The 15302-nt window shown below is 41.8% G+C and carries 6 protein-coding genes; all 6 read right to left on the bottom strand.

Annotated features, from left to right (window positions below):
• Nucleotides 1–4: 4 nt before the first annotated feature.
• Genes QUA23_RS05540 through QUA23_RS05515 form a run of 6 tightly spaced genes read right to left on the bottom strand, consistent with a single transcriptional unit; the run spans nucleotide 5 to nucleotide 15298 of the window.
• Nucleotides 5–778, bottom strand: coding sequence for a class I SAM-dependent methyltransferase (locus tag QUA23_RS05540; RefSeq protein ID WP_333074635.1), 774 nt, complete (start codon nucleotides 776–778; stop codon nucleotides 5–7).
• Between the two features lie 43 nt (nucleotides 779–821).
• Nucleotides 822–2495, bottom strand: coding sequence for a pyridoxal-dependent aspartate 1-decarboxylase PanP (panP, locus tag QUA23_RS05535; protein ID WP_333074634.1), 1674 nt, complete (start codon nucleotides 2493–2495; stop codon nucleotides 822–824).
• Nucleotides 2496–2552: 57 nt separating this feature from the next.
• Nucleotides 2553–7823 (bottom strand): amino acid adenylation domain-containing protein, encoded by a 5271-nt coding sequence (locus QUA23_RS05530; protein ID WP_333074633.1) that lies wholly within the window; start codon nucleotides 7821–7823, stop codon nucleotides 2553–2555.
• A 53-nt stretch (nucleotides 7824–7876) separates the two neighbouring features.
• Nucleotides 7877–10768: a type I polyketide synthase gene (locus tag QUA23_RS05525; protein WP_333074632.1), complete on the bottom strand. Its 2892-nt coding sequence runs from the start codon at nucleotides 10766–10768 to the stop codon at nucleotides 7877–7879.
• Between the two features lie 32 nt (nucleotides 10769–10800).
• The gene (locus QUA23_RS05520; RefSeq protein ID WP_333074630.1) at nucleotides 10801–14175 is read right to left on the bottom strand and encodes an amino acid adenylation domain-containing protein; all 3375 of its coding nucleotides are present in this window, start codon (nucleotides 14173–14175) and stop codon (nucleotides 10801–10803) included.
• A gap of 52 nt (nucleotides 14176–14227) precedes the next feature.
• A complete protein-coding gene (locus QUA23_RS05515; RefSeq protein ID WP_333074628.1) occupies nucleotides 14228–15298 on the bottom strand; it encodes an HAD-IIIC family phosphatase in 1071 nt (356 codons plus the stop codon).
• Between the last annotated feature and the right edge of the window lie 4 nt (nucleotides 15299–15302).

Below are 15302 nucleotides of genomic sequence, written 5' to 3'. Positions count from 1 at the left end.
GAAGCTAGGGCTTACGAAAAACGTAGACTATCCTTGAGTCTTGGACTATATCTATTGGAATGTCTTTGGTTACATCGTAGATTGTAACTTTTTTAAACCCTACCTTTTCTAGAGCTGATTGAACTTCGGAGCGAGAATAACCTCGTTGTGCAAAATTTACCTGTGAACGTTCCCAGTTTCCATTCAGTAATCGGAATGTGACGTGCTTGACTTGGCATGATTTACCATCGTTCGAATGACTGGAATGCTGAAGCCAAACATAATCATCTGCTATTTCGCCAGTAAATTCATCTTCAACTGAATTACTAGGGTTTGAAGCTCGTTCTCCCTCACTCAAATCGAACCCAAACCAGCCGTTTTTTCCAAGTGACGAAAAAACGTTTTGGAAAGCCTTTGTCAAATCTTCCAGAGTCAATATGTAGCTGAATACATTATTTGATGAAACAACTGCATCAAAGTTAGAGGGCAATTTACAGAAGCGGATGTCATCTCGGATAAATTGACCATTAGGTACATTCTCGCGAGCATAACGTAACATTTCCTCGGAGATATCTAATCCGGTTACTTGATAACCTTTTTCAATCAGAATTTTTACTATTTCTCCCTTTCCACAGCCAATGTCTAAAAGGTGCGCTTCCTGTGGAAGATGCTTGAGGATATGTTCCTGCATAAAATCTAGCCAAAGTTCTATCCCCTCTTTGCTTACTGGGTAAGCAAAAGCCCAACTATTATAAAGAGAGCGAGAATTTTCTGCCAAAGATGAACTTGCTGAAGACATAAGTTGATTGGTGTTCTATTTGGAATGAATTTTCAAACAATTTCTAGGCTACATTTTCTGTACTTTCTAGAGAATTAGACATCGAAATCTCTAAAGCAATCTCGATCTGGTCGTTTAAAACAGCATCGATATCATCTTCAGTGGTAAGTGGATTAGCAATCACCGCCCTCAATGCGATCATCGGAATTTCTTTTCCAGAACAAATTGTGCTTTTAGTTGTCCGCGAAATAAAAGTACGACCTGCTTGGCGCTGGGCTTTTTGAAGTCGTTCGTTAAATCGATCGATCAGTTGATTTTCACTTTCAGTTAACTGATTTTTAGCCACACTCTCTCTCAATGACTCCGGTATATAACGGTAAATTAACAGGTTAATATCCGGTTCTGCTAACAACTCAAATTCAGCTAGACTGCGGATGCGGTCGGCCATATATTGAGTTTTCCGAATTCCTTCATCAATCAAGAATTCATATCCTTTTACCCCAATTAAGTTGAGCCCAGCATGAAGGAATAATGCCATTCCCGGTCGGGAACCTTCCAAAGCGCGTTTACCTAAATCGAAAGAACCTTTACGCATGGTATAACTGGCATTTTTTTCGATTGCTTGTGCCATGATCGGATCGCGCAAAAAGAGCATCCCAATCCCCATTGGCAAGTACATTTGTTTATGTCCATCAATCGTCACTGAATCAGCGCGTTCGATCCCAACAATTTTAGATCGATGCTGTTGGGAAAAGATCAGTGGCCCACCCCAAGCGGCATCGACATGGAAGTGAACGTTCGCTTCTTTTGCAATGTCCGCCATATCGGAAAGAGAATCGACTCCACCTGAGTCTGTAGTACCAGCAACGCCCACGATCGCGATAATATGTTTGTTTTGGTCGCGACAATCTGCGACAGCTTGACGAAGCGCACAGATGTCTATCCGATTGTTGCGATCGCTCTTAATTTTAATCAAACCTCGCGTACCAATACCTAACAAGTCGGTGGCTTTTTCAAATGAGTAGTGCATTAAGTCCGAACCGATTACTACCGCACCTTTGTAGCCATAATAATCTAAGGCGGCTGTTAAACCTTCCTTTTCTATACCGGGAAAGTCATCTTTTGGCCCTAATGAAGTATTTCTGGCACACCAAAGTGCCGTGATATTCGCTGTAGTACCTCCAGAAACCAAAATTCCTAATGTACTCTCGCTGTTTTGAATATGCTGGGCGTAAAAGCGATCGCCCAAGTTGTAAATTAGTTGATGAATCATCGCCAAAGCTTGACGTTCATAAGGACTGAAAGCTTTAGCAGTTTCTATTTTAACGGCGTTTTGATTCATCGCCGTCATCAGTTTAGCTAGAGGCTGCACGAAATGGGGAAGTGCGGCGGTCATGTGACCGATAAATCGTGGCGATGATGTGTGGATAGAATGGCTAATTACGTTGCTGGATAAATATTCCAGGTAGCTTTCAAAATTAGCGGGTTCAATGGGAATTTTACTCTCACAAAAGTTTTTTGTTAACGCTTGAAAATCAATGTCGCTGCTGGTTTTTATGTTTGCTAAGAAATCGCGAGTTACAGCGTTAATTTGCATCTCTATCGTTTCTTCTAGAGAGGCAGTGTGAGTGGATGGAGCAAATAGCTCGATTGTTTTTTGTTCAATAGTATATTGGCTCGTGTTGTCGGAGTTGAATGAAGTTTTAATTTTCAGCATTTCTTGTTGGTTTAACATCATTTTTCCTACTTTATTGGGGTTGAAAGATATTGGAAATCCGCCATCTAAAATTAGCTGTTAAGGCTGCTCTCTTCTTTGTCTTGCCGCTCGATGTTCTTGTCTGACTTGTCGGCGGCGGTTGATGGAATCTGTCGGGGTTATTGATGGTTGAGAATGATTTGCATACGATCGCTGCTTGTTTTCCTCCTGAATTAAATATTCAGCTAAGTAGCCGATGGTTGGATATTGAAACATTCCAACTAAAGAAAACTCCCGCTGAAATATTTTTTGCATTTGGCTGTGAACGCGAACTAAGAGCAATGAATCACCACCCAAATCGAAGAAGTTATCGTGAATACCTACTTCCTCTAAATGAAGGTATTCTTGCCAAATAGCACCAATGGTTTGCTCTATTTCCGTTCGGGGTGCTTGATAGGCTGCTTCCAATTTGGGACGCGCTTGTTCTGGTGCTGGTAGCGATCGACGGTCTACTTTACCATTGGGTAACAATGGCAGAGTTTCTAACATCACAAAGGCGGATGGTATCATATAGTTAGGCAGCTTTTCTTGCAGCAGGCGATGAAGTTCGCTGGCTGCGATCTTCTGTTCTGAATCGGATACGATATAAGCCACCAATTGCGGATTATTTGGTTCATTTTCCTTACCCAAAACTATTACTTGTCGCACAGATGGATGTTGAGCTAGTACCGCTTCAATTTCTCCTAATTCTATTCGGAAACCGCGAATTTTGACTTGATTATCGATCCGTCCGAGAAATTCCAAATTGCCATCTGGTAAATAGCGAACTAAATCACCAGTTTTGTATAGTTTTGTCGATCGTTCGCGATCGACGAGCGCTAATGGATTAGAAATGAATTTCTCAGATGTTAATTCGGGACGATTGAGATAACCTCGCGCCAATCCTGCGCCACCGACGTACAATTCACCAGGTACGCCAATGGGAACAGGTTGTAAGTTTCGGTCGAGGACGTAGATTTGAGTGTTAGCGATCGCACGGCCGATAGAAACGTGCGAATTAGCTCGATCTTGCGGGCTGCTACTGTAGCAAGTGACATCAGCAGAAACTTCTGAGGAACCGTAAAGATTTAACAGCATACTATCAGGTAAAATCTGCCGAAACTGTTGCAGTAAATCTACCGAAAGCGCTTCTCCACTTGTTACCCAAAACTTCAAGGTCGGTAGCCGTTTTTGCAAGTCAGCAAACGTATCTAAAAGTAATCGCAGCAAAGAGGGAACCAAGACAAGTCGCGTCACTTTATTGTTCGCGAGAGTTTCGACGAACTGGTGAGGGTCTTTGAGAATGCGATCGGGTACAATAATCGTCGGTATTCCTTGCAGTAACGGCCCAAAAATCTCCCAAACAGAATCTACAAAGTTTAACGAGGTTTTCTGACAACAAACTTCTTCTCCTTTAAAAGGATAAGTTTGCCACATCCACTGAAAGCGATTGACAGCGCCTCTATGCAGACCCAAAACTCCTTTAGGTTTCCCCGTCGAACCAGAGGTATAAATGACATAAGCGACATTATCAATTGTAGAATGACTTACAGGATTTTCTCGGTTTTCTTTCGGGATAATTTCCCAATCAGTATCCAAGCAGATAACCGTCATTTGTGCAAAGTTTTTCAATAATGACGAATGAGTAATCACCACGGACAATTGAGTATCCGATAACATGAAAGCCAGTCGTTCTTGGGGATAATTTGGATCGAGGGGTAGGTATGTGCCACCTGCTTTGAGAATACCCAAAATCCCGACGATCGGATCGAGCGATCGCTCTAAACAAATCCCCACCATTACTTCTGAATTTACCCCCAATTTTTGCAGGTGATGCGCTAGTTGATTAGCTTTAGTATTGAGTTCCAGATAAGTCAAATTCTGGTCTCCAAACATCACAGCCACAGCATGCGGCGTGCGTTCCACTTGCGCTTCAAAAAGTTCGTGAATGCAGTGATACTGAGAATAGTCAGTTTGGGTATCATTCCATTCCACCAACAACTGTTTTAGTTCGGCTGACTTTAGTAAAGGTAAATCCCAAACTCGCTGTTCTGGATTAGCAATAATGCTTTCTAACAAAGTTTGCCAATGTTTCATCCACCGTTCAATAGTTTGCGAGTCAAATAAGTCGGTGTTGTATTCACAATCGACTACAAGTTCGTCATTTTGTTGGTGAATATCCAGAAAAATATCCGAGATGGAAGAATTGGTGGGATTTCTGACCAATTCGAATTTTTGGCTAAAAGACTCTGAGGTAGCCAGAGGTCTGTCCAAATTAAACAGTATTGTCACTAAAGGTGGACGACTGGTATCTCTTGGCAGGTTTAAGTTCTTAACCAACCTAATAAACGGATAAATTTGATGATCGTAAGCATCGGATAACACCTGTTTTATTGAACTTAAATATTCTGTGAATGTTTGGTTTTTCACAACTTGACTGCGGATTGGCAATAAATTCACATAGTGACCGACAAGATATTCACCTTCGACAGACAATTGTCCGGCTGAAGGGATACCAATCACGATATCTTCCTGACCCGTCAATCGGTGCAGTAATGCCAAAAATCCAGCCAAAGCTGTTGTAAATAAGGTGCTTTTAAACTTGATACTTGCGTTTTTCAAAGCGCCATAAAAAGATGTATCCAGTATGAAACTTTGTCTAGTACCGACATAGCGATTAACTGATGGTCGCGGACGATCGGTTGGCAATTCTAATACCGGAACTGAACTGGAAAATTGCTGCAACCAATAAGCCTCAGCTTTTGCCATTTCTGGACTTTCCTGCTGGCTTGCTTCCCATTGAACGTATTCGCTTAACTGCATTGGTTGTGGGAGTTGATGCTCGATCGCTTGACATTCGGCTGTGTAAATTGCAGCTAGTTCTTGTTGCAAAACTCCTAAAGACCAACCATCAGCAATAATATGATGAACTGTAAGAACTAAAAGATGATGTTGTTCTTCTAATTTGACGATATGGGTGCGGACTAAAGGCCCCGTTTCAAAATTGAAAGTTTCTCGTGCTTCTCTTGCTAAAAATTCCGCTAAATGTGTTTCGCGAGCGCTGTTATCTAAAGTCGAGAAATCCACTACCGGAATGTTGATAGTCAGAGTCGAATTAATTTGTTGATAATCTCCGGACGGACTAAAGGTTGCTCGCAATGCTTCGTGGCGATCGACTACTTCTTGAATTGCTTTACGCGCTGCTGCCAAATTGAACGAACCGCGCAGATGAATTGTCGTTGATTGGTTATAGGCGCGGGAGACATTTTCTCCCATTTGTGCCATTACCCAAAGTTCTTTTTGCGCTTCTGTTAGAGGAACTGAAGACTGGCGATCGGCGATCGGCGATCGGGAAGATTTTTCTCCATTACCCACTCCAGACTCCCCTGGTAAAAACCCACCTTCTTGCATTTCGCTGATACTTTCCTTGACTGCTTGAATCATCCGATCGATATCTGCATCAGTATGAGCGGTAGATAAGAAAAGTCTCCGGTTTTCTAAAGCAAAGATTCCCTTTTCTAACAGGTGATAGAAAAATAAATCCATCCAATTGAGGGTGGGAGAATAAGCAAAGCGGAATAGAGAACCAAAATGAACTACCTGAATCGGTAACTGTTTTTGCTCGAAGTAAGTATTGAGCGTATTGGCTAATTTTGTAGTTTTAACCGTTAACTCTTCTTGCAGTTTCTCGCCGCTATTCTTAATGTGGGTGAGTGCCGCCAAAGTAGCAGCCATCACGAGAGGATGCTTGAAAAAAGTACCTGCAAAGTGAGTAACTTCAACTTCAGGATAAGACGCATCTCCATACCTCCAAAATCCACCATCTAATGCGTCCAGAAAAGCAGCCTTACCAGCGATTACTCCGATCGGGAAACCACCACCAACTGCTTTACCGTAAGTTGTGATATCGGCTCGAATATTCCACAAAGATTGCATCCCGCCGTGGTGCATCCGAAATCCGGTAATCACTTCATCAAAAATTAAAACAATTCCCGTTTCTTGAGTTAATTGTCTCAATTCATGCAAGAATTCTTTAGGTTGCAAATCCGGTTTGGCGCTTTGGATGGGCTCTACCAAAACAGCAGCTAATTCACTAGCGTGAGCTCTGATAATATCTAGCGATTTGGGATTTCCGTAATCTAGAACTATTACTTGTTCGACTTTATGTTGCGGAATACCAGGAGCGATCGCGATCGAACGCAAATTTCCCTCTTCACTCGGTACTCCGGCAACCAAAACTTCATCCAAAGTTCCGTGATAGGAACCTGCAAAAAAAGCAATCTTTTCGCGCCCTGTAATGGCGCGAGCGATGCGAATTGCTCCCATTACCGCTTCGCTGCCGTCATTACAAAAAGAAGCCCTTTCTTGACCTGTTAATTCGCAAACTAACTGAGCAGCTTTACCGGCCATCGCTGATTGCGGACCATGTTGTATTCCTTGGTGAACCTGGTCTTGAATTGCATCAATAATAAAAGATGGAGAATGACCGAATAAAAGTGCGCCAAATCCCATTGACATATCTATATATTCATTACCATCAATATCCCAAATTCTCGCACCCGAACTTTTTTGGGGATAGATGGGATATACCATTTCTTTGATTGAGGGACGAAATCCCAATACCGATCTGGGATTAGCATGATGAATGCGATCGTTTTGCGTCAAGTTTTTCGATGCTTGAGTGCGTTTGATAACTCGTGCCATTAATGCGTCTAAATGTTCTTGTTGGCGTGGAGTTAAATTGGCGGAACTGGGGGATTTTTGGATTTTGGATTTTGGATTTTGGATGGGAATTTCTTCCAGGCGTTCCTGTTCGATCGTTTCGGTAGGTATGCGTGTAGGTTGTTTCTGCTTTGGTGAAATGTTTTCGCGCAGAAAGTCCAGTTGTTTGGACATCACCTCAAGTTGCTGCGCCATCAAACGTTTGATAGCTGTATTATCGGTTTGTCGATCGAGATGATTTTCTGGCAATAGCGACTCTTTTTTCTTAGGTTTTGAGTTATTTGTTTCGGGCCGAGCCGGGGTTAATGTTGGCTCTATCGGCGGGATTTGCTGAGATATGTATACGGCTAATTCGTTAATCGTAGAGCTATTTTCAATTAATAATTTTAAAGAAATATTGAGACCAAATGCTTTTTTAATTGCGCCATTTATTTGGAGTAATTGCACGGACTCAAAACCGAGTTCTAGAAAATTATTTTTATCGTCTATTTCAGAGGAGCTTACTCCCATTGCTTTACCGACAATTTCTTTTAAAACTGACAGGATTTTGTCAGTCTGCGAGGGATGTATTGATAAATTCAGTTTTTGGTTTAGTTGAGAGTCAAACATTGGAATTTCCTTAATTATTAGTCATTACTTAGATAAACAATGAAGCATGAAAGCTAGCCATACATTCTCAGTATCTCCAATTGTTGAGACATGATCTCCATTTGTTGAGCCATGATCTCTTCAATCTCGCGATCTGCTACATTTTCCTCCTCGATTGTGTTATCTATTTCTGTGAATTTATTGTCATGAACTGCTGGATTAGAATGTTCAATCCAATATCTTTTTCGCTCAAAAGGATAAGTGGGTAAAGGAATGCGATCGCGTCGCTCGTGACGATAAAATTCCGACCAATTAACCGACACGCCAGCTAGCCAAAGTCTTCCCAATGCTTTCAGCAAGAATTCTATATCCGACAGTCGATCTTTCGGGTGACGCAACGAAGAAAGTACAATTGTTTGAGTATTTTCCTCCAAACAATCTCTAGCAAAGGTACTCAAAGTGCGTCCAGGGCCAACTTCCAACAGGATTCGCTTTGGTTCTTTTAGCAACTCAGCAATCCCGTCAGCAAAACGCACCGTTTGGCGTAGATGTTTCCCCCAATAATTCGGATCTGTTGCTTCCATTTCAGTAATCCAAGTGCCAGTTACATTGGATATGAAAGGAATTTGAGGAGCCTTTAGCTTGACTTTTCTAACTTCAGCGATGAAAGGCTCAATAATGGGTTCCATCATGTCAGAATGAAAAGCATGAGAAGTATGCAAACGACGACAATCTAAACCTGTCTCCATCAAACGCTTTTGCAGCTCGTCAACAGCTTTTATAGAGCCAGAAACTACACACAAAGATGGTGCATTAATTACAGCCAGAGAAAGTTCTTCACTTAGTTCGATTTCCTTTTCCGATAGAGGTACAGCCAGCATTGCACCAGGAGGAAGTTGCTGCATCAATCTGCCGCGAGTAGCAACTAATATCAACGCATCTTCCAGGGAAAACACACCAGCAAGAGTTGCTGCAACGTACTCTCCAATACTGTGACCGATCGCAGCTTCAGGAAGTACGCCCCAGGACATCCACAACTGAGCTAAAGCGTACTCAATTATAAATAATACTGGCTGAGTAATATAAGTTTGTTTCAGTTGTTGTGCGGCTTCTTCTTCCCCTACTTCACTTGGATACAAAACGGTACGCAAGTCTATTCCCAAGTGCGGTATTAGGAGTTCGCAACAATCATCAATAGCACGAGTAAAAGTAGATTCAGTCTGGTAAAGTTCCTGCGCCATGTTCGCGTACTGCACCCCTTGACCGGAAAACATAAACACGACAGGGCGATTACCAGACTCCTCATGATGAGAGTGGCTAATGTCGGTAATTAATATTTTTTTATTTCCGTTTTCCTCACTTTTTATAGCCAGCGCTTGTACAGCATCGTCAATATTTTGACATACTAACATTCGGCGATAATCGAATACTTTACGACCGACTTGCAGGGTGTAAGCCACATCAGCTAAATTGAGTTCGGGATGCTGTTTTAAATGTGCAGCTAAATTTGCTGTTGCTGTTTCTAAAGCCGAACTTGTTTTAGCAGAAAGAACCAACAATTGATACTTTCTCTCTTTCTCTCCTGCTACCTTTCTCCCTCGCTCTAGATTTGGAGCTTCTTCCAAAACAACATGAGCATTAGTACCGCCAATTCCGAAAGAACTGACTCCCGCACGACGTGGCATTCCCTCTGTTTTCCATTCACGGAGGGTGGTATTGACATAAAACGGACTATTGGAAAAATCAATTTCGGGATTGGGTTTTTCAAAGTGCAAACTGGCTGGTATTTTCTGATGTTTTAGCGCCAAAATTGTTTTGATTAATCCCGTTATTCCGGCGGCTGTATTCAAATGACTGACATTAGTTTTTACAGACCCGATCGCACAAAAACCCTTTTTCTTAGTTTGCGATTCAAACACTTCTTGCAGGGCTCTAATTTCGATCGGATCTCCCAAAGAAGTACCAGTTCCGTGAGTTTCGATATAGGTGATGGTTTCAGGAGCGAAATGAGCGATCGCTTGCGCCTGAGCAATTACCTTAGCTTGACCCGACACACTGGGTGCTGTATAGCTAACTTTCGCCGAACCATCATTATTAATAGCTGAACCTTTAATAACCGCATAAATGCGATCACCATCCGCCAAAGCATCTTCTAATCTTTTAAGCACAACAATACCCAGCCCATTGCCAAAAGTAGTTCCTCCTGCTTTGGCATCAAAAGCACGAGTGCGAGCATCGGGAGAAAATATCCCACTTTCTTGATAAAAATAACCTTGTTTTTGAGGAACTTGAATTGAAACACCACCAGCTAGAGCTAAATCGCATTCGTAACTCAACAATCCCCGACAAGCCGAATGAACGGCAACTAATGATGTAGAACAAGCCGTATTAACATTAATACTCGGTCCTTGCAAATTCAATTTATAAGAAATTCGAGTCGCTAAAAAATCTTGATTATTGCCAATTCCAATCGGTAAATAACCCAATGATTGCAATAAATCCCGATTAGAAATAATATTATTCAGCAGGTACGTACTCAGGTTAGCACCCGCATAAACACCAGCCAAACCTGCGTATCGTTCCGGGTCATACCCCGCATTTTCCAAAGCTTCCCAAGCACACTCTAAGAAAAGACGATGTTGCGGATCTGTAATTTCAGCTTCTTTTGCCAGCATACCAAAAAACGAAGCATCAAACATATCGATATCATCCAATACGAACCCAGCTTTCACATAGTTCGAGTCATTTAGCGAACTCCCTTCTATCCCCTCATCCATCAATTCTTCATCACTAAACGATGAAATAGACTCCACTCCATCACACAAATTTCGCCAAAACTCATCAACATTTTTAGCCCCAGGAAAACGACCAGCCATTCCAATAATAGCAATTGGTTCTAACACACTTTCTCCTTCCCATTTATCTATTTGCATTTCTCCTAACAATCCATCTATATCTGTGTTCATTTGTCTTTTATATGGTAAACAAAATATTTATATTACCGATTCCTAGCTTGTTTAAACATTTCTTTTTGTCTGGCTACCGCTTCTTCCTGCTTTCTGACATAGCGATTAACTTCTTCAAACATCGGTTGCTCCCCATCGTGTTTTCGAGTCAAATATTCCGCCAACATTTTTATACTAGGGTACTTAAATAATTCGATTGCAGAAATATCGCGATCGAATACATCATGCAATTTTGCTTGCACCTTCACCAAAAGTAAAGAATGCCCGCCTATTTCAAAAAAGTTATCATTAATACCCACTTTTTCCAATTGCAATATCTCTTGCCAAACCTCAGCAATCAGTTGCTCTGCTTCAGTTTGAGGCATCACGTAATCCAGTTTCAAATCACGGCGATTTTCCGGGACTGGTAGGGCGCGATAGTCTACTTTACCGTTAGGTGTTAAAGGTAATGCCTCCAACTGTACAAAAACTGATGGCACCATATAATCTGGCAACTTTTCTGTTACAAAACTGCGTAGTTCAAGGCTCATATTATCTGAGACAATATAAGCAACTAAGCGCTTCTTATCTACTTCATCTTCTCTAAGAATAACCACAGCTTGCTTTACTGCTGGATGTTGGTTAAGTACATTTTCAATCTCCCCTAATTCAATGCGAAAACCGCGAAGTTTGATTTGGCGATCGCTACGTCCCAAATACTCAATCTCCCCATTAAATCGATAACGACCGATGTCTCCACTCCGATAAAGATAAGCGCCATCTTCACTGCTAAAAGGATTGGGAATAAACTTTTCGGCTGTTAGTTCTGGGCGATTGAGATAGCCTCGTGCTAAACCATCGCCGCCAATACAAAGTTCGCCGGGAACGCCGATCGGAACGGGTTGCAGGTGCGCGTCCAGCACGTATACTTGCATATTGGAAATGGGACGACCGATCGGAATTGAAGAAAGAGATTGGTTTTTGCTCGTCTCGTACCAAGTCACATCTGCGGATACTTCGGAGGAGCCATAAAGGTTAATTAAAATACTTTGAGGCATCCTTTCTTGGAAGCGCTGACATAGTTCCACGGATAAAGTTTCTCCACTGCTAACCCAATACTTGAGTTTGGGAAGTCGGCTTTGTAAATCGGGAAAAGTTTCTAATAACACGCGCAACAATGATGGGACTAACACAAGGCGCGTAATCTGTTGCTGAGATAAAGTTTTAACCAACCGATAAGGGTCTTTTACTATTTCATCAGAAATGATTACAGTTCGCAGTCCGTGCAGCAATGGGGCAAAAATTTCCCAAACTGAATCTATAAAATTTAATGATGTTTTTTGACAGCAAATCTCTCCTTGTTCAAAAGGATAAGGATTCCAATTCAAGCGATTAACCGCGCTGCGATGACGACCCAGTACGCCTTTGGGTGTCCCGGTAGAACCTGAAGTGTAGAGGACGTAGGCGAGGTGGTCAGACAATTTTGGATTTTGGATTTTGGATTTTGGATTAGAGCTCGTGTCCCATTCGCGATCGAAATAAACAACTACTGGAGTTACGTTTGCACTCAAAGCTGGTAGTTCTTTAATTAAAGTTTCGCGAGTTAATAATACTGAAACTTGAGCGTCAGATAATATGAAAGCCAGACGCTCTTGGGGATAGGCGGGATCTAACGGTACGTAAGCTCCACCAGCCTTGAGAATGCCTAAAAGTCCGACTACCATTTCGATCGATCGCTCTACACAAATTCCTACCAAAACTTCCGATCGCACTCCTAACTGTCTCAGATAATCCGCCAATCTATCGGCTTGTTGATTTAATTCTTGATACGTTAGCTGTCGATCTTCAAATACGATCGCTACAGCATCTGGACTTTTTTCTACTTGCGCTTCAAATAGCTGGTGAATACAAACATCTTTGGGGTAATCTGTTTGAGTGCAACTCCAATCTAACAACTGCTGTTTTTCAGATGATGTTAATAGTGGTAATTCATTCACTCGCCGATCGGGATTGGCGACAATTCCTGCGAGTAACTGCTGGAAATGCTCGCTGGTTCTGGCGATCGTAGCTGCCTCGAATATGTCTGTATTATATTCTATAGTTGCGATCGGTTCTTCTCCTCTTTCTTCGATATACAAACTCAAATCAAATTTCGCAGTATTGTTGTTGCTCTCTAGGCTACTTACGGTCAACCCCGATAACTCTAACGCTGGCATTGGAGTATTTTGAAGTGCAAACATTACCTGAAATAAAGGCGTGTAACTCAAAGATCGTTGCGGTTGCAGTGTCTCTACCAACTTTTCAAATGGCACATCGCAATGAGCGTATGCTCCTACACACACTTGACGTACTCGACTTAACAATTCCCGAAAAGTAGGATTGCCAGATAAGTCAGTTCGCAGCACTAAAGTATTAACAAAACAACCAATTAATTGTTCTATTTCGCTCATGTTGCGGTTAGCAATGGGGGAACCGATCGCGATATCTTCAATTCCTGTGTAGCGATAGAGCAAGATTTTGAAAGCTGCTAACAAGGTCATGAAAAAAGTCGCATTTTCGTTCTGACTTAGCGCTTTGAGCGCTTTAGTTAATTCCGCCGTCAGAGAGAAGCTTTTCCTCGCACCTCTGAAGGTTTGTACGGCTGGTCGAGGATAATCTGTTGGTAATTGTAGCACGGGAGGAGTTTTACCCAACTGCTGCTTCCAATAGGCGATTTGTGTTTCCAGCGCCTCTCCTTTTAGGGACTGTTGCTGCCATAAAGCAAAGTCGGCATACTGGATGGGTAATTCGCTAAGAGGGGATGATTTGCTATTAGAAAATGCTTCGTAAAGTGCTGCTAATTCGCGCATCAGTACGCCATAAGACCAGCCATCATAAATAATGTGGTGCATGGTAACTAGCAGCACGTAGTCTTGTTGACCAATTTGTAATAGCATCCAACGCAATAATGGCCCTTGAGCTAAGTCAAAGGGTGATTGGGTTTGTTCTAGCGCAACTCGCTGGATTTGGTTTTTTTGTTCTGATAAAGGCAAGTCGGATAAATTGACTGTTGGTAACTTTATAGTTAGAGATGGACAAATGATTTGGACTGGTTGTCCTTCAATCATTTTGAAAGTAGTTCGCAGGGATTCGTGCCGTTCTATAATTTCGTTTAGACTGCGCTCTAGTGCTGCTACATTAAGTGAACCTGTCAGTTGTATTGCTCCGTGTTCGTTGTAAGCAGAATTGTCGCGATCGATTTGTTGGAGTAACCACAGCCTTTGTTGAGGAAAGGATAGCGGTGCAGAGTCGGTACTGTCGCGTCTGGGAATAAGGTTTATGGGGGAATTAGACTGAATTTCACCCCGCAACCGTTTGGCGAGAAGTGCTTGTTTGCTGGGGGAAAGTTGATAGCGTCTTGCTAGTATTTGTTGTTTGTTTAAATCCATTTTTTATAATCTCCTGGTATACTTTTTTGACCGCAGATGAATGTTGATTTTTCTAATTGATGATTTCGATGTTCATATACTTGGGGTAAGGTTGAATTGTTTTTAGATCGTTTTCGAGAATTACCAGAGCGCCGTTGTTGTCTATTTCTTTGAATCCAGAAAATTTATAAGCGATGTACATCATTCGATTTCGATTGTTTGAAAGGAATTCTGCACGCAATCGAACGTTATTGTCTTTAGCGAGTTCGAGCAGATAATTTAGCATAACTGTGCCGACACCTCTAGACATGACGCGACAAGACATCAGGAAGAGTTTTAGAGTCCAGAAGCTGTCGGAATATTCGACCAGAGCTAAGCCGATTTTCCCATAATTTCCATACTTATCATTTAAACTGGCGATTAGCAGTTTGTGTTTATCCGAGCGACTAAATATACTCAGTTCGTCATAGGAATATGTATAACCTGTTGTGTTTAGTTGATTGGTGCGTACTGTTAGTTCTTCGGCTCGCTGTAAATCTTCTTCTTTAGCTGAAGAAATTGTCAAGTGCATATTTAGGGTAGCTAAGAATTCTTCTTGCGAACCGATGAATTCTGATTCAGCTTGATTTCGCTGGATATCGCTGATATACATCTGCCTTCTTTTTTGAGAATCCTCTGTGATGAAACGAGGATTCATTTCTGGCATTTCTAGTAGATCTTCTAGGCGATCGACATTAATACAAAGGACTTCAGGAAGTGAAAAATTTACTTCTTCGAGTTCAAAAATTTGGTCGTCAACGAAAGCGATCGCATCCGTGCCAATATTAATTGATTTTGCAATTTCTTTAATCGAAGAAACCTTAGAATTCCAATGGATCTGAGGATAGATAAAATACTCGCGCAATCCTAGTTCTTCAAGTTTCTCGATCGCACTACTATATTCATTCTTGCTAGCGATGGATTGTAAGATTCCGCGACTATCCAAAGTTTTGATGATGTCGAGTATATCGGGTCGCAAGCAAACTCGATCTCCTTCTAACAATATGCCGTTCCAAATGGTGTTATCTAAATCCCAAACGACACATTTGATGGAGCGTGTTTTTTCTTTTTTGTTGTCCGTTGGCGCAGAATTTAAACTAATCATTTTT

Origin of the sequence: Microcoleus sp. Pol1C5, from assembly GCF_036701115.1 — a bacterium.
Lineage (GTDB): Bacteria > Cyanobacteriota > Cyanobacteriia > Cyanobacteriales > Microcoleaceae > Microcoleus.
This window is presented reverse-complemented; position numbering and strand designations above follow the sequence as displayed.